Annotated in this window: 22 protein-coding genes and 1 tRNA gene; 3 read left to right on the top strand and 20 right to left on the bottom strand. The window is 55.9% G+C overall.

Features of this window, described 5'->3' with window-relative positions:
- Positions 1-25: 25 nt before the first annotated feature.
- The 5 genes from PYTT_RS09950 to PYTT_RS09930 all read right to left on the bottom strand — a co-directional run bounded on the left by PYTT_RS09950 (position 26) and on the right by PYTT_RS09930 (position 6,292).
- Positions 26-1,072 carry a hypothetical protein gene (locus PYTT_RS09950; protein WP_141675807.1) on the bottom strand — a complete coding sequence of 349 codons (1,047 nt, stop codon included), beginning with the start codon at positions 1,070-1,072 and terminating at the stop codon, positions 26-28.
- 142 nt (positions 1,073-1,214) lie between these two features.
- A complete protein-coding gene (locus tag PYTT_RS09945; RefSeq protein WP_067775713.1) occupies positions 1,215-2,939 on the bottom strand; it encodes a hypothetical protein in 1,725 nt (574 codons plus the stop codon).
- A gap of 94 nt (positions 2,940-3,033) precedes the next feature.
- The gene (locus tag PYTT_RS09940; protein WP_067775716.1) at positions 3,034-4,416 is read right to left on the bottom strand and encodes a DUF2851 family protein; all 1,383 of its coding nucleotides are present in this window, start codon (positions 4,414-4,416) and stop codon (positions 3,034-3,036) included.
- Between the two features lie 30 nt (positions 4,417-4,446).
- Positions 4,447-4,968, bottom strand: coding sequence for an STAS domain-containing protein (locus PYTT_RS09935; protein WP_067775719.1), 522 nt, complete (start codon positions 4,966-4,968; stop codon positions 4,447-4,449).
- A 103-nt stretch (positions 4,969-5,071) separates the two neighbouring features.
- A complete protein-coding gene (locus tag PYTT_RS09930; RefSeq protein WP_067775722.1) occupies positions 5,072-6,292 on the bottom strand; it encodes an SHD1 domain-containing protein in 1,221 nt (406 codons plus the stop codon).
- Positions 6,293-6,496: 204 nt separating this feature from the next.
- Here PYTT_RS09930 and PYTT_RS09925 point away from each other — a divergent pair, with 204 nt between their 5' ends.
- Together PYTT_RS09925 and PYTT_RS09920 are read left to right on the top strand one after the other, a co-directional pair.
- The gene (locus PYTT_RS09925; protein WP_067775725.1) at positions 6,497-7,720 is read left to right on the top strand and encodes a saccharopine dehydrogenase family protein; all 1,224 of its coding nucleotides are present in this window, start codon (positions 6,497-6,499) and stop codon (positions 7,718-7,720) included.
- Positions 7,721-7,909: 189 nt separating this feature from the next.
- Complete coding sequence (locus PYTT_RS09920) at positions 7,910-8,185, top strand: hypothetical protein (protein ID WP_067775728.1); 276 nt, start codon at positions 7,910-7,912, stop codon at positions 8,183-8,185.
- Positions 8,186-8,257: 72 nt separating this feature from the next.
- Here the strand turns inward: PYTT_RS09920 and PYTT_RS09915 are convergent, their stop codons facing one another.
- The 9 genes from PYTT_RS09915 to PYTT_RS09875 all read right to left on the bottom strand — a co-directional run bounded on the left by PYTT_RS09915 (position 8,258) and on the right by PYTT_RS09875 (position 19,188).
- Entirely contained in the window at positions 8,258-8,797 is a 540-nt protein-coding gene (locus tag PYTT_RS09915; protein WP_067775731.1) for a LemA family protein, read from the bottom strand.
- 57 nt (positions 8,798-8,854) lie between these two features.
- Complete coding sequence (locus PYTT_RS09910; protein WP_067775735.1) at positions 8,855-9,754, bottom strand: tyrosine recombinase; 900 nt, start codon at positions 9,752-9,754, stop codon at positions 8,855-8,857.
- Between the two features lie 24 nt (positions 9,755-9,778).
- Entirely contained in the window at positions 9,779-10,501 is a 723-nt protein-coding gene (locus PYTT_RS09905) for an SH3 domain-containing protein (RefSeq protein ID WP_141675808.1), read from the bottom strand.
- 77 nt (positions 10,502-10,578) lie between these two features.
- Positions 10,579-10,941, bottom strand: coding sequence for a DMT family protein (locus PYTT_RS09900; RefSeq protein WP_067775741.1), 363 nt, complete (start codon positions 10,939-10,941; stop codon positions 10,579-10,581).
- Between the two features lie 38 nt (positions 10,942-10,979).
- Positions 10,980-11,993 (bottom strand): methylmalonyl Co-A mutase-associated GTPase MeaB, encoded by a 1,014-nt coding sequence (gene meaB, locus PYTT_RS09895; protein WP_067775744.1) that lies wholly within the window; start codon positions 11,991-11,993, stop codon positions 10,980-10,982.
- 11 nt (positions 11,994-12,004) lie between these two features.
- Positions 12,005-13,474 carry an efflux transporter outer membrane subunit gene (locus PYTT_RS09890; RefSeq protein WP_083076706.1) on the bottom strand — a complete coding sequence of 490 codons (1,470 nt, stop codon included), beginning with the start codon at positions 13,472-13,474 and terminating at the stop codon, positions 12,005-12,007.
- 120 nt (positions 13,475-13,594) lie between these two features.
- Positions 13,595-16,849, bottom strand: coding sequence for an efflux RND transporter permease subunit (locus PYTT_RS09885; RefSeq protein WP_067775747.1), 3,255 nt, complete (start codon positions 16,847-16,849; stop codon positions 13,595-13,597).
- A 64-nt stretch (positions 16,850-16,913) separates the two neighbouring features.
- Positions 16,914-18,290 (bottom strand): efflux RND transporter periplasmic adaptor subunit, encoded by a 1,377-nt coding sequence (locus tag PYTT_RS09880; protein WP_083076721.1) that lies wholly within the window; start codon positions 18,288-18,290, stop codon positions 16,914-16,916.
- 301 nt (positions 18,291-18,591) lie between these two features.
- Positions 18,592-19,188: a hypothetical protein gene (locus tag PYTT_RS09875; protein ID WP_141675809.1), complete on the bottom strand. Its 597-nt coding sequence runs from the start codon at positions 19,186-19,188 to the stop codon at positions 18,592-18,594.
- A 151-nt stretch (positions 19,189-19,339) separates the two neighbouring features.
- Between PYTT_RS09875 and PYTT_RS09870 the strand changes: the two genes are divergently transcribed.
- Positions 19,340-19,432, top strand: a tRNA-Ser gene (locus PYTT_RS09870).
- Positions 19,433-19,615: 183 nt separating this feature from the next.
- On the opposite strand, the gene PYTT_RS09865 is transcribed toward PYTT_RS09870, so the two are convergent.
- The 6 genes from PYTT_RS09865 to PYTT_RS09840 all read right to left on the bottom strand — a co-directional run bounded on the left by PYTT_RS09865 (position 19,616) and on the right by PYTT_RS09840 (position 25,399).
- Entirely contained in the window at positions 19,616-20,497 is an 882-nt protein-coding gene (locus PYTT_RS09865) for a helix-turn-helix domain-containing protein (protein ID WP_067775756.1), read from the bottom strand.
- Complete coding sequence (locus PYTT_RS09860) at positions 20,490-21,005, bottom strand: IbrB-like domain-containing protein (RefSeq protein ID WP_067775759.1); 516 nt, start codon at positions 21,003-21,005, stop codon at positions 20,490-20,492. Before PYTT_RS09860 ends, PYTT_RS09865 begins: the two co-directional genes overlap by 8 nt.
- Complete coding sequence (locus tag PYTT_RS09855; protein WP_067775762.1) at positions 21,002-22,120, bottom strand: phosphoadenosine phosphosulfate reductase domain-containing protein; 1,119 nt, start codon at positions 22,118-22,120, stop codon at positions 21,002-21,004. Before PYTT_RS09855 ends, PYTT_RS09860 begins: the two co-directional genes overlap by 4 nt.
- Complete coding sequence (locus tag PYTT_RS09850) at positions 22,089-22,832, bottom strand: hypothetical protein (RefSeq protein WP_067775765.1); 744 nt, start codon at positions 22,830-22,832, stop codon at positions 22,089-22,091. Before PYTT_RS09850 ends, PYTT_RS09855 begins: the two co-directional genes overlap by 32 nt.
- A 468-nt stretch (positions 22,833-23,300) precedes the next feature.
- Entirely contained in the window at positions 23,301-23,849 is a 549-nt protein-coding gene (locus PYTT_RS09845; RefSeq protein WP_067775769.1) for a Maf family protein, read from the bottom strand.
- Positions 23,843-25,399: a pyridoxal-phosphate dependent enzyme gene (locus PYTT_RS09840; protein WP_067775772.1), complete on the bottom strand. Its 1,557-nt coding sequence runs from the start codon at positions 25,397-25,399 to the stop codon at positions 23,843-23,845. Before PYTT_RS09840 ends, PYTT_RS09845 begins: the two co-directional genes overlap by 7 nt.
- Between the last annotated feature and the right edge of the window lie 15 nt (positions 25,400-25,414).

Here is a 25,414-nt window from a genome sequence, read left to right as displayed (position 1 = left end):
CCGGGAAGCCCTCTTCCCGGTTTTTTTATCGCCATGTATCCAAGGCCAATTCAGCCTCCAGCACGGGAAACATGGCGGCATAATCTTGCACCGCCCGTAGAACATCCATACGGAGCAACAATGTATCGCGCTCCGCAAGAAGCGCACTCATCCTGTCCTTCTTCATCGCATCCGAATCCTTGATTGTCGCCAGAAACTCCAAATGCCGCTGCAACTCACCTTCCACCGCCGCCATCGACTCGCGTGTACGCCGGGCCTGAGCCAAAAGAATCCGGCGTTGATTCTCCATCATCTTATGCTCTACCCCGCCATCATCTTTCCTGATCACGGCGGATTGCAGCCTGTGTTCCCCTCTTTTCACCAAAGCATCCGCCCGTTTCACATAAGCGGCCAATGAACCGTGCCACATGGGAGACGATGGTTCAAGACGGGCAACAACCTTCATCGCGGCTTCCAGAGATGAAATACGCCGCTCCACATGTACGCCCCTATTCTTTGCAGCAGCGATCTCCTGTTCATACCATGCCAACGCAAAGGACTCTCTATACTTGCTGCCATTCGAAGAAGCCGCGTACGCCTCCTTCAAGCGTTCGCAGACCGATAGCCATTCCCGGCACAACGCCAATTCTTCATATAAAGCCGACAGCCGAACGCAGCATGACAAAATCGGTCTTCCCAAAGCGATCTCCTGCATCATCGAACTTACCCGCTCAATAGCCTCACTGTCGGGTCGGTCCAGATTGACCATACTCCAATAATATCGCTCCCATCCCAACAGAACATTCGATACCGGAGAAACCCGGCACCGAGGATCGCCATTCTCGACGGCAGCAGCTTGCCATGCCAGAAGAGCTCCGGGGAAAAGCTCAACTTCTTCGGCATCTACAATCTTCCGGACTTGTTGCCATGCCTTTCGCAAAACAGGTGCATCTTCCGCCATGCGAGACGCATCATGCAATAATACAGCCAATTCCGGGATATTCTCATAGATGTCATCCATTTCATCTTCCATCTGCTCGGACGATAATGTTTGTGGCACTGCCGCCATTGCTCCGGGTTCGGCTGCAGCCACACATAGAAACATGAGCAGCCCCGACACAACGCATCTACACTTCATGCCGAATATTCTCTCATCGATTGTTCCTTACCGCAAGAAGGAAACAAAAAAGGACAGCCTCGCGACTGCCCTTTTAAGAAAAAACAATAGCTATCGATCAGCCCTTGGACTCCTCATCACTGGAAGAAACTTCCACTTCTGCGGGCTCCACAGGCTGTTCTGCCGGAACTTCCGCCTCCTGAGCAACAGGAGCAGGTTCGTCTTCAGCTTCGAGCTCAGACACCTCGACCGCCTGCTCATCGGCAGCGGCTTCAGCCTGCACGGGAGCTTCCTCCTCAGCAGCCTGTTCGGCCTTCGGTTCGGCAGCCTTTGCTTCCTTGGACTGAGCGGACGTCTTTCTGGAACCCTGCTTTTTCTTCCTGGAAGAAGCGGGCTTCTCCTTCTGCTGCTGATCCCTGGCAGCATCATTCTTCGGATTCCAGACCGTATTGTCGTTCATCACCAGAATAAAACCCTGCTCCATCAGCCAAATCATATCCGCAACAAAGGGATCATGAGCGGCGGCAGCCTGTTCCTTGGCCTCCGCATCGGCATCTTCACCCGGCACGGCGACGCCTGACAGGGATGCAAGAAGCTTGTCAACCGTCTGTCCGGAATTTTCCTTCACCCAGCTGGCAATAGCCATCATGCGATCGGCCAGCACGGTACCTTCCGGAATGCACTTGGGGCGGCTCGGCCCGGTGTAATGGCCGCCGCTCCACTTGTAAATGGGCATATGATGGCGAGCCATGCCGTGGCAGAGATTCGGAATCAGCATCTGCGGGAATTTGCGCGTCTTATCCGACAGAATCGCCAGATGCGCACCCAGTCCCGGAGCCAGCAGGCGGCGGGGAGTCGCACCGTTTACAAACACCTTATCCACCACTTCATACACTTCGTCGAAATGGAAGTCGCAGAAATCCTTTTCTACGGCCTTTTCGTCCGCAAGCACCGTCTCCGCCGCACCTTCGCGCTTCGGCTTCCAAACGGTCTTCTTCGTCGCCTGTTCCAGCCAGGCCGCCACCACTTCGTCACCTTTCTCAATCACGATGCGGCTGCGGTACTTCTCGAACGGCATATTGGAAAACTTGCTGCGGTGCAAAGCCATTACGGCAGATTGGTAGCCATGCCAGTTCACAGGGCCGATCAACTGGCCGGAAAAACCGCACTTGGCAATCGCCGAAAACACGCCCTTCGGAGCTTCCACCGTCTCATCCACGGCTTCATACAACTCGTCGAACCATGGAGACTGCCACAAATAGGCCACGCTCTCCTCTTTTTCGATCCAGCAGGCGCCGTCGCCCTTCTTGGAATGAATGAGTTCCGGGCCGCCTTCCTGCTTCATGAACACGAGGTCGAACCTCTCCTTGGCACCCATCACCACCTTGGCCATCTCCAGCAGGGAAACGGCACGCTTCTGCTTGTGAACCTCGCTGGAAAACACTGTCAGAACACTATCCACCGGACGCAGTTCGACACGCAAACCGGCAGTCGGTTCCGGGAGTTCGCGCACAGGGCGCATCTCGCGCGGTCCACGGTCGCCTTGCCTGCGGCCTTCGCGATTATCCCTGCCCTCACGGCGTTCCCGGTAATCCCGCTGGTCGCGGCCACGGTTATCACGGTTGAAGGGGCGGCGTTCAGAACGACGTTCTCCACCATCGGCGGATTCGCGGGAAAAACGGCGTTCACGAGCCGCCGGGCGGGCAGGCATTTCGCGTGCAGGGAAAGTTGCACCGGACGCGCCGCCGCGAGCCCATGCCGGACCGAATTGAAAATCGGTCAAAGCGGAGAGATCAAGCGGCACGTTGTTGCCACTCTTTTGAGAATGGTCCTCTTTGGTCATAGATGTACTGGAGTAATTAAACGATAAACAAGAGATTTTGCAATACTTTTACACCGTTACAGACGCTTTTTCATTGAAAATTTGACATTTTCTATCAGAAACACCGCCTTTCAGCCCGCCAATCCTGCAGCTGCCGGGGAAACAGGCACTCCTCGCACAACGACGGCTGGCAAAAATCCTCTTCGATCTGCAACAGGGCCTGATGCTGATAGGCACGCTTCACCAGAACCTCCCCGCCGGAGCGCGATCCGAACAGACGATCCGACATCCGCACCACACGAGCACTGGGCGAGCCGCCCGGAAGGCGCAAATATATTTCCCATGCGACCGGATCCTCGTCATAGGCCAGCACATGGTTCACCAGAAAATCCCGCACGCGATCCTTCCCGACCAGCACAAGCCTGTTCTTCAAGACAGGGGACGGCAGACTCACGCGATAACTCCAGTACGGATGGGTCAACCCGTTCAGATAGGTTTCCAGCCGCCGCGTCTCCCGGGCACGCAGCAACGAAGAAAACTCCTTCCACCCGGCTACCGTCAGGCACAGCGCGGCCAGCCTCCTGTGCGGATGGTTGGCGGGTCTTATTCCGGCGTACGACCACGGCAGCCGCCGCTCTTCCGACAGCTCGAATTCATCGCGCCGCTCCCACCACGATTGCCAGATGCGGCCATGGTAGGCGCGAGTCTCCTCATCGCAGCGATCGGGCAGCACGGGTACAAGAAAACCCGCCGTCCCAAACAACACCGCTTCCTCCTGCCCATGCAACGACGCCAGAGGCGCACGCCCGGCCAGCAACGACATGGCTTCGCGGTTCACCCGGTAGCCCAGCGTCTCCGCCCATGCTTCATACCATGCCTGATGATCGCCGCACAATTCCGCCTTCCTGCGAAAGCGCCTGCGCTTGGCCTGCATGCGGAAGGCTGCCGCCGCCTGCAGCAGGGAAACGACATCCGCATCGGACATCTCCGCCAGAGGCAGGCGGCACAAATCCGCACGCGCGGAAGGCAAAGGAAGCCTCACCCCCGTGGCGGCATGCCATGCCTCGGCAGGCACCACCACCAGAGGAACTTCCTCATGGCGACTATTGCGCGTAAACCAAACGCGACCCGGACGAGCAAACGCCACATGCAGCATCACGCCGTCGAACCGCCCGTTCACTCCATGCCCGTGGCGCTCCCAATCCTCCGGCTGCCTGTCCAGCTCCACATCACCCTGCAGGCGGCGACCGTCCACTTCCATCGTCGCATTCAGAAAATCCGGTCCCGCGCCGCGATTCCAGACGCCGAAATCCAGCATGCGCACCCTGCGCCCATCCTGCATCGTCCATTCCCGCCCCAAAAGACCTGCCTGCCAGCATGCCTGCAGAACGGCCTCTCCGGGCAACTCGCCGGGTAAAGGTTCAGACACACCTTCGCCGAGAACGGACTCCCTCAGACAAGCATAGCTTTCCGCCAGTTCTATCGGAGTCTCCTTCATGGCAACCGGCGGAAAAGGCACAGCCTCTTGTCAGCTCTTGCGCTTGATCTCCTCTTCGAGGCTCTCGCGCACATATTTGAACTGCTCCGCATTCTCCGGGCTGATATCGCTCAGAGTATTATGAGCATCCAGCACATGCTTCGTACGATCCAGATCGGGCATATCCATCGGAATATCCGAACTGTGCAGCTCGGCCCGCAGCTCATCCAGATGGCCGCGCCACGGAGCGGTAGGAGGATCGATCTCCATCAGGGCATCAAGCCCCAGACTTTCCAGCGCCGCTCGGGAACGCTCGCTCGGCGTCGCCACTTGAAGCGACCCGCCCAGCGGCATCAAACGGCGGGCAATGCCGGCCATCGTCCCCATGAAAGTCGAATCCACTCCGGCGCAAATCTCCAGATCCACCACCACGCACCTCCCTCCATCGTCGACATACTGATCGGCAATGGATTTCAGAATAGAACTATTGACGAAACTGCCCCTGTTGGCGCAGCGCACCCACAGAAACCGGTCAAACACATGGTATGTAATGGAGGAATCGGTATTCACCATTGGAAAATCGGCTTGGAAACTCAAGGATAGCATGGCGTGAAGCTACACGTCAAGCGCATTCCTCGTCCGAAGAATGGAAAACGGCAAACGCGTGGCAAACACATCAGGAAAAATCGGGCGTCACGCCGCCGATCCTCTTCATACCGGCTGTAACATCCTTTTGCAGCTTATCCCAGGTACGGCCATCCAGCAGATACTCGTACGCCTTTTCTTCCCCTTCGCCATCCTGAATCGCCTTGACGAACTTCTTGATACGCGCGGCATCGCCCTTTCCGTCCACATGGGCAAAATAATACAGCAGCATCGGGGAAAACCCGTAATACAGCTGCTTTACATTATCGTCGGGATGCATGAACGACTCCTGATAGGCCTTCTTCATGAAGGTTTCCAAAGGCCCCACCTTGGGAGTTTTCCCCAAAAACCGCCCCTTGGCCGGCCCCGGCCGCTTCGGCAGCTCAATACAACGCTCAAGCAGAGCGCTCTTATTCGAGGCGAAACCGAATGTCCCGTTGAATGAAGGAGAACTGCTGATGGAAACATACTCCGCCAGCCCCTCGACAAACCAGCCCGGATACTGGTAGCTGCCGATCGACATCTGGTGGGTAATTTCATGAATCAGCGTACCGTAATCCCTCTTCCCCGCCACCACGTAATTGGCCCCCTTCTTCACGAGAGCGAGGCTATCGAACGGCACGAGAATCCTGCCCATCGCCCCATGCGGGCCGCCACCCTGAAACACCCCGGCAGAAGGAGGAGGCCCGCCCGCCTCAATATACTGCTCCTTCGTCTCGTACAGATAGGCATCGTACTTCTTCTGCCCCTCGCCGTGGTAGCGGCAGGGATTGTTGAACGGAATATCCTGATTGGCGGAATACGTTCCCTCGAACAAACGGCCGACCGACCGAATCACGTCCACCGACAGCTTCGCATTGCTGTGAAACCGGAAATGTGCGGTCTCATACACATACTCCCCATCTTCTTCCGACACCAGCTTGGGGGGAGTCCTCTCATCAGGTGTCGACGAACTGGGCCATTTGGCGGAGAAATTGCTCTTCACATCCAGCGTCGCACCTCGCCTCTGGTTCTCCGCACTCACCTTGGAGGCAGCCTGCACGTAAGCCAAATCCTCGGGACTCAGCTTATCCATACCGAACGTCACGATCTTGCCTCCTTTCAGCTTCAGCGTCACCTGATTGCCGGAAGTACTCACGTACTCGGCCTGAATCTTGGCGCCGTTCGCGCCCGTCCACTCGCGCATATCGGCGAGCGCGGACGACGAAATACTCAAAAGCAGAAACAACCGGAAAAACCTTTTATACATCATGGGAGCAGGATATTGAAATTGAATGGGGAGTCGGACACGGAGAAAAACCCTTCACGAACGGAATCGGAAGAGATGCACGCATCGTACCGTATGAATATGGCACAAACAGCCCATCCATGGCAAGCCTGTTTTACGTGCATGTGTCAAAAGCGTCGCACATTTATGATTGACCTGCATGACCCTTTCGGGCATTCTTCTCGCGGTATGAACACAGTCCTGATAATCGGAGCCGGAGGCGTTGGTCATGTCGTTGCGCACAAGTGCGCCCAGATGAACGCTGCCTACGATGAAATCCATCTCGCATCCCGCACCAAAAGCAAGTGCGACGCCATTGCCGCAGACGTCAAGGCACGAACGGGACGTACCATCACCACGCACGCCATCGATGCGGACGACGTAGCCGCCACCACGGCGCTCCTCAAGGAAATCAAGCCGCAGCTCGTCATCAACGTCGCCCTCCCGTACCAGGATCTCCACCTCATGGATGCCTGCCTCAATGCAGGAATCGACTACCTCGACACAGCCAACTACGAACCCCTCGACGTCGCCAAATTCGAATACTCGTGGCAATGGGAATATCAGGACCGCTTCCGCAATGCCGGACTCATGGCCCTGCTCGGCAGCGGATTCGACCCCGGCGTCACCAACGTCTTCACCGCATGGGCTCTCAAACACCACTTCGACGAAATCCATACGCTCGACATCATCGACGTCAACGGAGGCAACCACGGACAGGCATTCGCCACCAACTTCAACCCGGAAATCAACATCCGCGAAGTCACGGCTGAATGCCGCCATTGGGAAAACGGAGACTTCCGCACCACCGACCCCATGAGCATGCACCGCCCCTTCACCTGCCCGGAAGAAGTCGGCACCTACGAAATCTACCGCATGTACCATGAGGAACTGGAAAGCCTCGTCAAACACATCCCGACCATCAAACGTGCGCAATTCTGGATGTCCTTCTCCCCGAACTACATCAACCATCTTCAGGTACTGCAGAACGTCGGAATGACGCGCATTGATCCCGTCCAGTACAACGGCGTCGAAATCGTACCGCTCCAATTCCTCAAAGCCGTCCTTCCCAACCCCGGCGATCTCGGCAAAACCACACAGGGGCGCACCTGCATCGGCAACGTCATCACCGGCATCAAGGATGGGCAATACAAAGCCATCTACATCTACAACATCTGCGACCACGAGGCATGCTTCGCCGAAGTCGGCTCACAGGCCATCTCCTACACCACCGGAGTACCCGCCGCCATTGGTGGCAGCCTCATGCTCCGGAAAGTATGGGATCAGGATGGAGTCGTCAACATGGAACAGAACGACCCCGACCCCTTCATGGAAGAACTCAACAAATGGGGCCTTCCCTGGCAGTGCATCGAACTGACTCGCGAACAGGCAGAAATGCTTGCCGTCCAATAAAGGCCGGACACCTTCATACTCAGGAACCCCGCTTCGCCGCCGAAGCGGGGTTCTTTTCTTGAACATGAAAATCGCAAAAACACACACAATTCTGCAACCCGATTCAAAAAACGGGGTTATCATACACGGAGAAGCAAGTGCACTGCCAATCCAAACTTCAAACAAACAAAATCAAAAACTTATAAAAATATGATCAAGTACATCGTCATGGCGGCATTCGCCTTCACCTCTCCCATCATGGCTCAGGAAGCTGCAGACACCAAACCTGCCTGCGACCAGACAACCTGCGACAAACCGGACTGCGAAAAGAAAGACGGCAACAAGCAGAAGAAGCGTGACGGCAAACGCCACGGTAAAGGCAAAAGGGGCCAGGGTCAAAAGCAGGGCCAAGGCCAGAGTCAGGGACAAGGACAAAACGGCGGTCAACAGGGCACCTGCACCAAGGATGCTCCTGCCGAAGCCTGACCTCTCCTGACATCCAGTCTCAAAACGCAGAAGCTTCCGGGCTTCTGCGTTTTTTCATCATCGCTGGCCGGACTACTCGCAAAGCGACGCTTCCGAAAAATGGAAAGCACGCGCCACGATCGCCGAAGGGAAGGCATGGATCGTATCATTGTACACACAGACGGCCACATTGTAGGAATGGTGAAGCCGGGCCAGCTGGTGGCGCGATACCCCATACTCTCGCTTCAACCTCGGCAGGTGTTCACCGACCTTCCATTCGGGATGTTGCTCGCATACGGCAAACAGATTCTCCATCACCACGCTCAATTCCTTCTCCTGCCGCACGAAATTCTCCATCTCGCGGGAATTATCCATCAGAGGAGTCTGTTGCAACAAAGCCATGCAGGAATCATTGACCGACATCACCTTCGACATTTCCTGCCCCACCAGAGGAAAATCGGCAACCGCATTACCCAGCAACTCGATCAACATATCGTGCCGATGCTTCACCTCCCTCTCGATTTGCATCCAGAAACGCACCGCATTCTCACGCAACTGCAGCATACGCTGGTATGCCGAAACAAGCCACCCCAGCACGCACAACAACAAGCCGCCAGCAATCAAATAGTTCATTCCATCCCTTTTATACCAGAAAATACTGCACTGTCGAGGAGTTAAAACTAACAGGCATCATCCTCTCGGGTGAAATCTGCGGTGCAACTCGATCAGGCGCTTCTGCTCCACATGCGTATAAACCTGCGTCGTCGCCAGATCCGCATGCCCCAGCAATTCCTGAATCACGCGCAGATCGGCACCGTTCTCCAGAAGATGCGTAGCAAACGAATGCCGCATAATGTGGGGGAACACATGCTCCGCAATACCTGCCTGTTCCGCTCGCTCCTTCAGAATTTGGCGAATCCTCTCGCGCGTCAAACGGCCGCCCCTACGATTCAAAAACACATACGGAGACCTCCTGTCTCCCAACAGCATACCGCGGGCTTTCCGGCGGTAAACAGACAGACACTCCATCGCCGAACTTCCCAAAGGCACGAAACGCGTCTTGCCACCCTTCCCCGTCACGCGAATAAACTTCTCCTGCTCGTCGACCTGCTCATTCCTGAGATTCGTCAGCTCGCTCACACGCAGCCCGCTGCCATACAGCACCTCAAGAATGGCACGATCCCTCGCGCCGAAAGGCTCTTCATCCAAAGGAACGGATTCCAACAGACGCGCCACAAGCCCTTCCGGCAACGTCTCCGGAATCGTCCTGCCCATCCTCACATTATCCAGAAACATCGCCGGATCCTTCCCGATCAACTGCCGGGAAAACAGAAACCGGAAAAAAATCCTCACATGCACACTGGCCACACGTAAAGACGATGGAGCCAACCTCTGCCCCATCTCGCCTAAAAAGGCAGACAGATCTCCCTCTTCCACAGCAGGAATGGCAACTCCGCGCTCCTCCAGAAAACGAAGCAGATGCTCAAGGCTCTGCCTCACGGAAAGCTGGTAGTTGACACTCAGGCCGCGTTCCGCCGCCAGATACAGGACGAACTGCTCTACGAGCGATTGCTGCGCATCAGCCTCCATGGCCACGGAACACGGGAAACACCCTTAATCCTTCTTTGCGCCGGAGGAATTCGCCGCATCGGGCAACGGAGGAGGCGTACCGACATCCGGGGTAACCAGAGGATTCGATTTGGCGGCAGGCTGCAGAAGCGTGGAACCGCCCTGCACACTCTTGCCGGAAAGATCGCTCACCTTGCTGCTCTTGGGCTGCAAAGTCTGCTGCGTCGAAGCAGGAGCGCCGGGAAGCCTTGTTTCCAAGGGCTTGTTGGCCGCCGGCACAAAATTGACATCCCCCGTCGAACCATCCAACAGATTCGCCGTCGTAAAATCGCCGCCGATGGCAGGCAGATTTCCCACAAACGTACTGTCATCGAACAGGCTCGGCTGGCCGTCCGGCCCGATCATCGGCACCAGCGCCTTGGGATTAACCAAATCGCTCCCGTTAATGAACCCGACCTTGCCGTCGGGCAGTTCGACTCTCACAAAACTGCCGTCATTGGCCAGCACCTTCACCTTCTCCGCCTTCTCCATAAAACCGGCCGCAGACGGATAAAGCTCGGGATTCTTCTCGAACATGGTCACCATGCCCTTCGCCACGGATACCTCCGAACCTACCTCGAACGATCCCTGGGAGGCACGATCCCGTGCTTCGCGCTTGTGGTGGGCCATGCCTACCGGATCCAGAGGGGAATCCGGACGATTGTATACAGGCTCATAGGGATTGTTCTGGAACCATGAACATGACGCCAGGCAAAGCACTGGCAGCATAAACAGAATCTCACGCTTCATACAACACACACATAACACAAACCACACATTCCGAAAAGCAGAATATGCGCCCGCTGTCAGGAATTCATCAAATATTGACGATTGACAAAGAAAACAGCCCCCATGATGCACAAAAAGGCCCACAGGTAATCCCACCGCCACTGCTCACCGAGATACAGCAGGGCGAAAGGAACAAACACCGAAAGCGTAATCACTTCCTGAATAATCTTCAGCTGCGCGACGGAAAGGCCGGATTCCGCTCCGATGCGATTGGCGGGAATCATGAAGCAATACTCGAAAAACGCCACTCCCCAGCTCAGAAGAATAATCCAGAACAGGGGCTTCGCATCTCCGGAACCCTTCTTCAAATGGCCGTACCACGCAAACGTCATGAACATATTGCTCATAACCAGCAGACCGATCGTCAGCAACACCTTCATGGCGAATCACAGCAAAAAAAACACGAATACCGCGGATTTCATTCACCCTTCACCGGATAAGTGAAATGGGAAAGCAGCTGGTGCGCGGCCGACACGGGATCAAGCTTGCCGCAAGCGACCTTGTTCTCCAAATCCGGCAAATGGCTGGCTACATCGGGATGCTGCGCAAAGGCATGCAGCAACGCCTCGTGTACGAGAGCCTGCACCCAGTCGAGCGACTGGCGGCGGCGGCGTTCGTACCACTGGCCGTTCTTCTGCTGCTTCGTTCGGAAATCCATCAGCATGTGTTCGATCGCATCAAGGCCCCGCCCTTCCAGCGAAGAGCATGTCAGCACCTCGGGAGTCCAACCCGGCGTGGGCGACTGCAAATAATGCAGCACCATCTTGAGCTCCTGCTGGTGGGCAAGGGCTCGCTGGTGGTTGTCGCCGTCGTCCTTCGTCACGATCAACAGATCGGCCAGCTCCATAATGCCGCGCTTGATCCCCTGCAAATCGTCCCCTGCCCCCGTAATCAGAAGCAGGAAGAAAATATCCACCATCGAACGCACCGTCGTCTCGGACTGCCCGACGCCTACGGTCTCCACCAGAATCACATCGTACCCGGCCGCCTCGCAGGCGATCATCGTCTCGCGGGACTTGCGGGCCACGCCGCCGAGAGTTCCGGCGGAAGGCGAAGGGCGAATAAACGCATTCTCATGGCCGGAAAGCACCTCCATGCGGGTCTTGTCGCCCATTACGGATCCCTTCGACAACGAAGAAGAAGGATCGATCGCCAGCACGGCCACCTTGAGCCCCCGTTCGCAAAGATAACAACCGAATGCCTCGATAAACGTCGACTTCCCGGCTCCCGGCACACCGGTAATCCCAATGCGAATCGCCTTGCCCGAATGCGGAAGCAGACGCGAGATCAACTCGCGCGCAGGCTCCTGATCGCGCTTGGCATTGCTCTCAATCAGCGTAATGGCACGGCCGAGCATGGCCGGATTGCCATCCAGCACCCCGCGCGACAAGGCCTCGGGATCGAAACGCGACTTGGAACCGGGCAAACTCATGGCTACGATACTCAGTCTTGGGAATTCTTATTGGAAGCTCCGGAAAGCATCTCGCGGTTATCCTGCTGCCAGCCGCCGCCGAGCGCCGTGTACAGCGTCGGAAGGGTCGAAGCATACTGGTAGCGGTACTGGCTCAGCGCCGTCAGCGCGGGGAACAGATTCTGCTGCGCCGTCAGCACCTCATAATAGCTCGAAAGACCGTTCGTATAGCGGTCCATGGACGATTCCACCGCCGTGCGGTAGGCAGCTACGGCCTTCTCCTGCTCGACGATAATTTCGTTCAGCTTGGCACGCTGGATCAGCGTCGTAGATACATCGGCCAAAGCCGAAAGCACGGACTGCTCGTACGCATTCTTGGCCGCAAGGAAATTATTGCGGGCAACCAGCTCATTCGCACGCAACGTACCTGCCTGGAACAGCGGTCCGGACAAATCCGCGCCCACGCCCCATGCAGACTTGTGCTTCGTCGCACGAGCCAGATCGGACGACACGAGGCCGCCTCCGCCCGTCAAAGAAATGGAAGGAAAATAATTGGTAATTGCCACGCCGATCTCGGCATTCGCCGAACGCAGCTCGAACTCCTTCTGACGCACATCGGGACGATTGGCCAGAATCTGGGCAGGAAGCCCGGCAGGCACGCGAGCCGCACCGGCCACGGATTGCAGAGAACCGCTACGCCGGATCGAACCCGGGGTGCGGCCGGCCAAAACGCTCAGCGTATTCTCCAGCGCGGCAATCTCGGCTTCCAACGCAGGCACCTGCGCCTTGCTGGCTGCCAGAGCCGCCTCGGCGGACGCCACCTGGAGCTTATCGCCGATACCGCCGTCAAGCTGAGCCTGGAAAAGATTCAAGGACTTCGTGTAAGAAGTCACAGCCTCACGCGTGATTTCCAGCTCCTGATCCAATTGCAGCAACTGGAGATAACCGTCCGCCACCTGCCGCAGCAGGGAAAGCATCAGGGCGCGCTGGCCTTCCTCGGAAGCGAGGTACTGGGCCACGGCGGACTCCGTCGCACGGCGGGTCTTGCCCCACAAATCGATTTCCCAGGAAACGGCGCCCTTCATCATGCCCGGAGCCGTCGTCACACCATTCATCTGGGTCATGTTGCCCATGGCGTAGTTCGAACCCTTGGACACGCCGCCGCCGTAGGAAACCCACGGGAACAGCGGAGCGCGCGCGATCGTCACATACTGGCGAGCGCTATCCACATTCGCCATCATGGACTTCAAATCGCGGTTATTGGCATACGTATCGCGCAGCAAGCTCTGCAGCTCATTGTTGCGCAGAACCTTCCACCAGGGAAGATCGGCCACGGACTCGGAAGACGAATTGCCGCCCCGGAATTCGGCGGGAACGGCCATATCGTTCTTCTTGTAATCGGGACCGAACTTGCAGGAAGACAGAGCCAGTGCAGCGATTGCCAACGCTGCACTTCTCCACACAAGGCTGCCGTGAGATTTCATATATTGGGTTTTATTCATAAATGTCGATCATTTGTCTGGATGAACAGGACACCTCCTGCCCGCCCGGACTATCATCTACCGTCAGGCGGGCAATCAATGTCCCTATTCTTATCAATCCATGGTTGAGAGGAAAAGATGTTATTTTTCTGCATTGCCCGGTTCGGCGGGAACCGCTTCACTTGCCGGAGGTTCGGGAAGGCCAGCGTCTTCCGCAGCCAGCACCTTGTAGGCATATTCTTCATCGGGGTCGGGGCCCACGTGGTGCTTCTTGATCTTCACGCGGAACAGCCTCACGACAAAGACAAAGCTGCAGGGAATCAGGAAACAGCCGACAATCGTCGAGAACAGCATGCCGACAACCACCACGATACCGATGGCGAAACGGGCCGATGCGCCCGGCCCCGTCGCCAGCACCAGCGGCAAACAACCGAGAATGAAGGCGAAGGACGTCATCAGAATCGGGCGCAAGCGCAGCTTGGCCGCGGAAAGCGTCGCTTCGAACAGAGGCTTGCCTCGCTCCATTTCCAGCACGGCGAACTCGACAATCAGAATCGCGTTCTTCGCCGCAAGTCCGATCAGCATCACCAGACCGATCTGGGCATACAGATTCAGTTCCACATGTGCAGCAGCCAAGCCGACAAACGCACCCAGCACCGCGATCGGCACCGTAAGGAACACGCTCAGCGGCAAGGCCCATTTTTCATACAGGGCAGCCAGAATCAGGAAGGCAAACAGGCCGGACATGGCAAAGATAGCACCGAGGCCAAGCCCCTTCTGCGCCTTTTCTTCCTGATAGCTCATCTGGCTGTATTCATAGCCCATATCGGGCGACATTGTCTCGGCAAACACCCTTTCCAGCTCCTTCATCGTCTCTGACGATGAGAAACCGGACTTCACCTCGATATTGAGCTGCGCCGCATTGTACAGATTTTGATGCATCACGAACTCGGCATCGAAAATATCTTCAACCCGCACCAAGGCAGACAGAGGGAAGTTCTCTCCCTTCGCATTGCGAACGTAGAAATTCTTCAGCATATCCACATTGGTACGGTTTTCACCGGCGCCCTGAATATACACCTGCCACTGTTGACCGTACAACGTCACATAATTGATGAAAAGCGAACCGTAGTAGGCCTGCAAAAGCTTGTAGGCATCCTCCAGCTTCACCCCTTGGGCAAAACACTTCTTCTCATCCAGCACGAACCGCTTCTGCGGCACGGCATTCATCATCTGAAGAGGGCTATTCACATTAGCCACGGCGGGAAGCTTTTGAACCTCGGCGACAAACTTGTTCAGTTGCTGGCTCAAATAAGGCACACCGCGCCCTTCTCTGTCTTCCAGAATGAAGGTAATGCCACTGGATGTACCCACCCCGTCAATCGCAGGCGGAGTTGACACGAACACAATGGCATCGATCCCCCGTTTGGAATTATTCAATTGCTTCTCGAAAAGCTCTTTCAGCGCGACCGCACCCTGATCCCGATTGGGACGTTCATCCCAGTCCTTCAATGTCACAAAGAAGAAACCGCTGTTCGATGTCTGGATATTCGCCATCACGTTGATCCCGATCACCGAACATACAGCCTTCACATTTTCGTTGCTTTGGACAATCTTTTCGACCTCTTTCACCTGTTCCAGCGTACGCTGCATGGAAGCGGACGAAGGCAGCGTCATGCCGATCATCAAAAAGCCCTTATCTTCCGTCGGCAGGAAACCGCCGGGCACCTGCTTGGCCACAGGAATGATCAGAAGCGAGATCAAGGCCAGAAGCGGAATACTGATCAGCAGCTTACGTGACAGGAAACCGCACGTACGGGCATAACCGTGCGCCGTCGCATCATACCCCTTGTTGAACCAGCGATAGAACTTGCGGAGCGGCGAATGGCCTTCCAGCGATTTCGGGCGAAGCAGAATCGCACTCAAGGCAGGCGATAGTGTCAAGGCATTGAATGCCGAAATCAGCATCGAAATGGCGATCGTCACCGCGAACTGCTGGAACAGAGTCCCCGTAATACCCGGCAACAAAAGAGATGGCAGGAACACGGCAGCCAGCACGAGCGCAATAGCCACCACGGGACCGGACACTTCCTTCATGGCGGCAAACGAAGCCTGGCGCGGCGTCATGCCGCGCTCCATATGGGATTCTACGGCTTCCACCACCACGATGGCATCGTCCACCACAAGGCCGATCGCCAGCACCATACCCATCAAACACACCGTATTCAGCGTGAATCCGAGCATCGGGAAGAAACAGAACGTCGTCACGATGGACACCGGCACGGCAATCGCCGGAATCAGCGTCGCGCGCCAGCCCTGCAGGAAAACAAACACCACGATCACCACCAACACAAGAGCTTCGATCAGCGTCTTCTGAATTTCTTCGATCGAGGAACGAACCGAAAGGGTCGTATCAAGAGCCACAAGACCTTGCAAACCGGGAGGGAAACTCTTCTCATACTTCGCCAGACAATCCTTTACCGCGTCCACCGTCTCAATAGCGTTGGAACCGGGAGCCTGATACACGGCAATCACACCGGCTGGCTCGGCATTATAACGTCCCATCAAGGCGTACGTCTGTGCGCCGAGTTCTATCTTGGCGATATCCTTCAGGTAAACGAACTTCGTTCCGTCCGCCTTGATAATGATATTCTCGAACTCCGTCTCCGTCTTCAGGCGCCCTTTCGTACGCACCGTATAGGTAAATTCCTGCCCTGCAGGAGCCGGTTCAGAGCCGATCTGACCACCGGGATTCACCGTATTCTGCGTACGGATGGCATTCTGCACGTCGGAAACCGAAATTCCTCGTTGCGCCATCGTCACCGTATCCAGCCAGATACGCATCGCGTAACGTCCGGCGCCGAACACCTGCACGTCGCCCACACCGGGTACGCGCTTCACCGGATCCACCAGCGACACATACGCATAATTCGCCAGATACACTGCATCGAACGTATTGTCGGGAGACGTCAGCGAATACAGCAGCAAAGGCACCCCGGTGGACTTCTTGATCGTAATGCCCATCTGAGCCACTTCCGTGGGCAGCTGCGTCGTCGCCTGCGCATAGCGCATGTACGTCTGCACCTGATCCATGTCCGGATTCGTGCCCGTCTCGAACACCACGTTCATGGAGCATGTACCGTTACTTGAGTTCACGGACGTCATGTAATCCATGCCCGTCAGACCGGAAAGCTGGGACTCAATCGGCGTTGCCACCGAGTCGGCCACCGTCTGGGCATCGGCGCCGGGATAGGTCGCCGACAGAGTAATCGTGGGAGGCGCAATATCCGGATACTCGGAAATCGGCAACCGGAGCAACGAAATCACGCCCAGCAGAGATGTAACGATCGCGATCACCATCGCGATAAGCGGATGCTTGATGAAATAGGAAGACATAAGAAAACAAGTTAAACATGCGGACGACAAACCGGAAGGTCGCCCTCAGTCGATTGATGGCAGCTTATTTGGAAGGAGCTGATTTCTCACCGGCAGCCGGAGCATGCATCGCAGCATCCTTGGCGGCTCCGTCGGCCGTTTCCGACACCTTCGAACTCTTCGACTCGATCGTCGGCTGAGGTGGTGAATACACGAACGGTTCAGGCCGGACGGGCTTATGCATTCCGGCAGCCTGCATGGCCGCCGTCGATCCCTGCACGACAACCTGAGTACCGGCGGGAAGCATCTTGTCCGGAGGCAGAAGGAGCGTAATCACCTGCATCGGCTGCACGCGTTCCTTGCCGTTTTCTTCCTTCACTTTCACATCCGTCACGGGACCAAGTTTGACCGGAACCATCGAAGGTACGTTATCCTTCCCGAGTACGATCACGAAATTGGCGCTTTGCACGCTCACAATGGCGCGCTCAGGCACAAGGGCTGCATTTTCGATCGTCTCCGTCACGGCACGTACGCGCACGGACATGCCGGGACGCAGTACGAAATCGGGATTCGGCACCTGGCCGACCACGCTGATCTGCCCCGTGCCCATATCGACTGCGCGGTCGAGAGCCACCACATGTCCATCCTCTCCGTACGTCCTGCCGTCGGGAAGAATCAGCTGGAATTTGGGAATCAGATCCAGATTGCGCTCACCCTTCTTGAACTTGCCCAGCGTCTCAAGCACCGTCTTGTCACTCACGGCGAAATCGACACGGATCGGATTGATCGACGACACCGTCACCAAAGGATTTTGATTGGCAGGAGACAGCAAATCCCCCACGGAAGGAGCCGCCACACCGGCAATCCCGGAAATCGGAGCCTTGATCGTCGCATACTCGAGATTGATGCGGGCGGTTTCGATCTGGGCTTCTGCCATCTGGATCTGGGCTTCGGCCTGCAATACCTGCGCTTCGCTCTCCTTCAACGCCTGCTGGGCGTCCGTCAAATTCTTCTCGGACACGGAACCGCTCGCAACCAGCTTGGCGTAACGTTCCACATCCTGCTTGTTCTTGCCTTGGGCGGCCAGAGCCTGCGCTTTGGCGGCCTTGGCCTGAGCCAGCGTTGCCTTGGCTTGATCGAGAGTCGCCTGGAAAAGAGACTTGTCGATCTCGAACAAAGGCGCACCCTTCTCCACGAGGGAACCGTCCTTATAGCTCTTCTCCACCAGCACCCCCGTCACCTGCGGCTTCACGGCGGCATCTTCCACACCACGGAGATACCCGTACCATTCCTCGGACACATTGACGTTCTCGTGAATGATCGGAGTTACCTGCACCGGGGCGGCCGGCATCTCGCCGTGCTGCTTGGCGGAAGCCTGATCCTTGCAGGAAGACAGCAGAGAACCGGAAACGGCAACCGTCATACCGAGGGCAATAAGGGAAAATAAGCGATGAGTCGTCATAATGGGAAAATGAAATCAGGAACTTCTCGCACGGTTGAACAACAATACGGGAAGGCGCGTTATTTTCACCTTTTCACGAAAACAGGTCAAGCCCTAATTCCACGTCAGCACGTCATGCAACATGCAATAAATTACTTGATAACAAACTTAAAATAAATCGATAAAAATAGTTAAAAAATGATAAAAATTAAATAGATAAACAGTCAAAACAACGATAACCAATCATCTTCACCACAGCTCCGGCACACATTACACCAAAAAACAATACTTGCGGCAAAAATACCGGGAAGGAGCCTCACCTTCAACGGCCGGACACAACAGGCAGCATCTCCGTTCCCTCCGAATCGGGAATCACATCCGGAGCAGGCACGCTGTCCGACGGAATGGAACCGCCCGCTCCGCCCTCCGTCTCGGACTGCCAGGCGGGCACATCCGTACGCACGGCAGGCGTCACAGCCTCCGGCGTAGAAATCGGAGCAGCTTCTGCACCGGGATCGCCCTCCGTTGCAGCCCCGGACGCGGCGGGAGCCTTCGGTTCCTCGATCTTCGGTTCGGAAAGCGGCCGGTAGGCATACACATAATCGCCTACCATCACCGTACCGCTCCTGATATCGGCCGGAATACGCAATGGATCCAGCCTCTCCTCGGACACCACCAAATTGCCTGCACGCACCTTGAACCCTTCCGGCGCATGCGAAATCAGCGTCGTTCCCGGATCCGGCATGGGAGAAATCACACGAATCAGGGCAAAATGCTTATCCGGGTACACCATATCGACCGTACCCACATACATGGGAGGAGGCGGAACATCCTTCGTCCGCATCGAAGCCGAAGGAGTCCCCACCTGCGAACAGGAAGCGGCCATTCCGGCACACACGAGAAGGCAGCATTTCTTCACATGCCAGTTATACCAAAACCTCCCCCGGATTGTCAACGGAAGGCTGCGTTAACCGGAAAACGCCGCATGGCAACAAAAAAAACGGGGGCAGTCAATTTCCTGGTTGACAGCAACAGGAAAATCATGCAATATACGCCCGCACGCACCCCACGGAGTGGTGGCTGAGCGGCTGAAAGCACTCCTTTGCTAAAGGAACGTACGGCTTTAAACTGTACCGAGGGTTCGAATCCCTCCCACTCCGCCACCTTTTATATGCACTGATTGCACCGTTTGCCAAACGGTGCTTTTTTGTATCCGGCAATACAACAATGTGCCGACCGATGCCTCCGAACGGATCATCATGCGATACAGATTCCTCCCGGCAAAGAACGCCCGGCGCAGACGGGCACTTTCAACAGCTGGCAGCCAGACGGCCTCTGCCAATGCCTCAAAGGGTTGCAAGTTTATCGACCATGGAGTACTTCGCCGGAAAATCGCATGATCCGGACATCCAGCGGTAAATGGTGATACGCGTCACACCGAAATGCGCGGCCAGTTTTTCGACGGCATCCACCTTCTTCATGCCGGTCTCGACATGCTCCAGCAACCGTCTCCGGATGATCTCCTGCGGATCGAGCACCTTGCCGCGGTACCCGAGCAGGCGCTTGATCAGAGGCGCCGCCCGTTCCGCCGGGGTGACATTCCAATCACCTCCGATCCTGTTGATGAGAACGGCCAGACGGGCCGGATTAAGCTCACAGCCTACGAACCTCTTGCGGTTCCTGTGGGCATGGTACCCGACCAGGCCACGCCCCATCACAAAATCACCGATGCACTCGAAAGACTCGTTCTCGCATATCCATGCAATGATTTCCTCTTCATCCATGTAATCGAGCTTCGGTTGCTTCGCTCTATTGCTCCCTCGGATGATGTAGCAGATATTCTCCTTTTTGTAATAATACGTCGAATTGTAGCAGGTCACATACTTATACAGCTTCCTCATCTCCGTAATGAAATCGGCCAGATATTCCTTGCCGATTTCGATATAGGCCGTTTGCGGAGCGATCTCCGCGAGAAGTTCGAATACCTTCTTGTAGAATGCGCGGAAATCGTCGAGATAATCGTTTCTTCCGGCTTTTGTGATGAAACTGTTCGCATTCCGCAAATTCCACGGAGGATCGACGAAGACGAGGTCTGCCTCCTTCATCCATTCGGGAAGGCCGTCGAAAATATTGTTCACCGCCAGCAGATTGCCGTTCTGCTCCCACACTTCCCCATCCTTGATCGGGTACTTGTCGATGGAACCGTCGTATTTCCACTTCTCATTCATGATCGTCCTGCTCTATAGTCCAACTTGCCGAATACTCCACATATTTGAACAGGTCGAGAATGCCCGTCATCTGCTTGTAACGCATTACGGTATCGATATCCAATCCGAGGGAATGCGCGATTTCGAGATCCGTTTGCCCCTGCTCCAGCAATGCTCTCACCACATCGGCATCCTTATCCACGGCATGCACGCCGCGTGCCTTGTTGAACTGGATGGTGGCCGCCATGCGCCGGGCGAGATCGTGCTGCAGGACGACGACGGGCACCTGCCGGATATCCAGCCAGTTCGGCTGGCAAATGGTAAAACGGTGGAATCCGTCGATAATGATATACTTTTCGTCCTCTTCGCTCCAACTGACGACAATTGGGAAACAGAACCCGTTATCGATGATGGATTGCTTCAAAAGCTCCATCTTGTCGCGGGGAACGCTGTTCGGGTTGTAGTTGTTCGCCTGAATCATATCGCGATCGACAAGGATCGTATTCAGGCAGGGAATGGCGATATTCATAAGATTTCCTTCCAGTGGTTCAGGCGTGCGGTCTTGGGGTCTTCCGTATTCTTCACGGGAAGATTGTTTTCATAGTCGTTCAGCACGAGCTGGCGGCACTGCTGCCGGGCGACGTATTCATTGTCCAGATGCTTGGAAAACCGCCTTTTGAAAATCGCCTTTCGTTCCGGCGCCGGATAGGTTGCCAGCAGAAAATCGCGGTAGGCCCGCCATGTGGAAAAATTCTTCGGGAGAGTCTGGCACCGAAACATCTTCCGGTCTGTTGCCGTCTCCTGCGCGAAGGAAATTCCCTTCGTCCGTTTCAAAAGGCGTTCGTAGGTCTTGAACTCGAAACTTGGCAAATCCTGCACCGCCTTAAAACTCTTCTCATGCAGCAGGGACGAAACCCGCATTCCATGGGGAGACATGCCTTTCAGAAAACAGAAATCATAATAGCGGTGGTAGCGAAGCTCCTGCTCCCCGATATATTTCCAGACATCGCTGAACGCCCAATCGTACAGCGGATAAAAAACGTAATTGCCGCGCTTCTTGTCTGTGGACCACATGACATCCTTATAACCGGGAAACCTCACCATCGTCCGGTACCGGTCCAGACTCTCATCGGCGCGGAGACCGACGAGAAAAGCCGTATTCTCGAAACCGAGCTCGAAATTCGACAACACATCATAGAACCCGAATCCCTTGTTCTTGTCGATAATCGTGGTATCGTGCGTCCATGTGCGGGTCAGCACGTTTTTCGAACTGCGCTTGTGCATCCAGTTCGGTCGCTGCTGCGGATCCCAGCAATGAAACTGCCCATGCCTCAAATCCACGGCATTCGTCAGATTGAACTCGATCTGCAGCCAGTACCGCACGGCATGCTCCGGCGCAAGATTCATCAGATACTCGACCTGCTCGACGGTAGAAGTATAGACGACTTCCTCATCAAGGTAGAACAGGCCGACTTTCCTGCTGCGCCGTTTTGCCTCTTCCAGAGCGAGATGGCAAAGAACGGTCGAATCCTTCCCTCCGGAAATGCTGACGACGATATTTTCGAACTCGTCGAAAATGTATTCGATGCGCCGTATAGCCGCATCAAGCACATTAGTGTTCAGATGGTATTTTTTCGAGGACATGCTTCAACTCCTGAATATAGGATGCTATTTCCCCCATGTAGTAGGCATCGACTCCCGTCTGCGTGACGGTAACTCGCATGGAGGGCTTGATGATCCGCTTCGAATCGAACTTCCCGTCCGCATGCCGGGCTGCCAGAGCTTCGCAGAACTTCAGCAGGCGGCGGGGAACAACGTTCGTATCCTTCTTCACTCCGGCAATAATCCGCTCCTTCTCGGCGGCGTACTGGTCCAATTCTTCGTCTGTCAATTCGACAGGGACCTCCTCGACACTGACGGAAACATCGCGCATGGCGATCTCGATGCCGGAAAACGACACTTCATCATACGGCTCTCTCAGATAGGGATTGTTCTGCATCATATCCCACAGAATCATAAAATCCTCCCTGCTCTTCCGGATCGGAAGCCGTTCGAAAATGAGCCGGTGCCCGGCCTGCTGCATGTATTTGCGGATGCAGTTGTAATGCAGATCATAACGGTTCACAGTCCTCATGGCATTATTCCAAACGAGAAGAGAGGTCGGCCCGATGCTTTGCAGCCACGAATAATAATACCTGTATTCGATGGACTGTGCGTAGGTAATTCTTTCAACGGGCACAGCGGTATCGATCACGATATCATCCCCGACGACGAACACACGCTCGACGCCGAACGAAGCGATACTTTGCGATATTTCATGGCTGGCATCACAGGTTCCGAGATAGATCTTCTTCATCGTCGTTCTATGGCAATTTCCCGTCTGGCTACAGCCCTGCCAACATCCCGTTTTCCTTCATGAACGCGGAAACGGTCAGGGCTTACAGATACTCGATTTTACATCCGAATTTTCATTCGGAGCAGAAAATCTATCATATTTTCATAAATTGTCTATCCGTTTTTTCATCTTCTGATAAACGAAATGCCAGATGATTGCATTGATTCCAATGATATTCCGCTATGATCCGGATATTTCAAAAAGGACTCATCATATCTCTTCCCGTATAGAAATCAGCAAGGTGCGAGGAATCGAATGCTCCAAAAACCTCCACAGCAAACAGCCTGCAATCGTATGACACAGTCAAGCTACGCAGACAGGGGCAATCCCAAAAAACGGATGCCATGACCGATGAAATTCGGCACGCAACCGAACAAAATCTTTCGGCAGGCCAAACAAAAAAATTTACCCCTGGCTACCGCAGAAGATTCACTGCCCCAGCACCTCCAGCAGCCGGGTCACGGGGAGGCCGATCACATTGTCCACATCGCCTTCCACGCTGGCGACAATCAACTCGCTGTGTTCCTGCATCGCATAGGCGCCCGCCTTGTCGAGCACATGCACGGTAGACAGGTAGCGATCGATATCCGCATCGGACATCTCCAGAAAAGTCACATAACTCTTCTCGGCGAAATCCCGGCGTTCCCCTCCGGGCATACACACGGCAACCGCCGTACAGACGCAATGCGTGCGTCCCGAAAGCGTGCGCAGCATGCGGCGGGCATCATCCATATCCTCCGGCTTGCACAAAGGCATACCGTCGATGAACACCAGCGTATCCGCTCCGATGACGACATGATCCGGATACTCGGCAGCCACCGCTTCCGCCTTGGCGGAGGCATTCAGCGCACACAGGGCTTCCGGCGCCATCGAAGCATCGCACACCTCGTCCGTCGGCCGGACAACGACTTCGAACGCAACTCCTTCCCGCATCAAGAGATCGCGGCGGCGGGGAGACTGGGAGGCGAGTATCAGCATGACGACGGCGACATGGTATCCAGAATACGCTTGCGCGCCGCCGGAGATACTTCGTGAATGCCCTGAATAACCGTTCCCGCCAGCTTATCGGCCCGGGCACGGCAGATATCGCGGTCTTCCCGGCTTTCAAACTCCATCCCCATCAACGCGCGGCCGACCCGCTCGCCCGAATAGACATAATTGAAGTAGCACAAGGACGCCAAATCGCCAATGGCCGCCATGAAATCAAGGAACGCCCCGGGGCGCTCGGAAAACTCGATCTGCACGAACACGGGATGGCTCAACCGCTCCGCATCGTAATGAATCATGCGGAACCGCACATCTTCATCATTGCTCACATCTTCAGCCTTCAACCCCTTCTCGGCCAGCCGCTGTTCGATAATCTCGAAATCGGATTGCGTACCGGCCACGCCGAACACGGGATATTGAATCTCTCCTGCCACACGGCCATACTGCACATCCACAATCGTAGCGCCTTCCGGCACACTGCGGAGGTATTTGAGAATTTGGCCGCGCTTCGTTTCCATCGGAATGCGCAGATAGCGCGTCTCGCAGCCGTCGATACCGGCCATGCGGGCCACAAGCCCCATCTGGGAAAAATCCATATTCGCGCCGGAGATAATCACGAGGCATTTCTCCTTCTCGCCGATCTCCCCATGCTGCCACTGCTGCATGAAAGCTGCCAGCCCCATCGCACCGGAGGCTTCCGGAACGACGCGCGAAGAATCCCACATGGCACGCATCGCATGGCACACTTCATCGTTCGTCACCGTCACGAACTCGTCGATCAACTCGCGGCACAGCGGGAAGGTATTCTCCCCGGCTGTGCGGACAGCCGTACCGTCGCAAAACACATCCACGTACTCAAGACTTGTCCGCTCACCCTTTTCGATGGCCAGCTTCATCGAAGCCTGGTCCACGCCTTCCACGCCGATAACCTTCGCCTGCGGCCAGAACTTCTTGATCCAGCAGGCCGTCGCCGCAGCCATGCCGCCGCCGCCGATCTGCACATACACGCGGTCGAAGGGGCCTTCACCGCTCATCACCACCTCGTCGGCCAGAGTTCCCTGCCCGCCCATCGTCACGAGATCGTCGTAGGGATGCACGAACGTCAAATGATTCTGCCGCGCATAGGCATGCGCCGCCGCCGAAGCGGCATCGTACGAATCGCCGTGCAGAACGATCTCCACATGATCCCCTCCATGGCGGCGCACTTCGCGCTGCTTCACCTCGGGTGTCGAAAGCGGCATGAAAATACGCGCCTTGCAATTCAAATGCCGTGCCGCCAGAGCCACGCCCTGCGCATGATTGCCCGCCGATGCGGCCACCACGCCGCCGGCCCGCTGTTCGGGCGTCAGCGCAGCCATGCAATTGTAAGCGCCTCTCCACTTGTAGGCCTTGATCGGCCCCAAATCCTCGCGCTTGGCGTACACGGCGGCGGGAATATCCCGCAGATTCAGTTTCTGCAACGGAGTCGGTTTCCCGACTTCGTACACGCGCTGCCGTGCCAATAGAATTTCCTGAAAGAGTTTTTCACTGAGGACGCTCATAAGCTTGCAGGGCTG

This window comes from Neoakkermansia glycaniphila, assembly GCF_900097105.1.
GTDB classification, from domain to species: Bacteria; Verrucomicrobiota; Verrucomicrobiia; order Verrucomicrobiales; family Akkermansiaceae; genus Akkermansia; species Akkermansia glycaniphila.
This window is presented reverse-complemented; position numbering and strand designations above follow the sequence as displayed.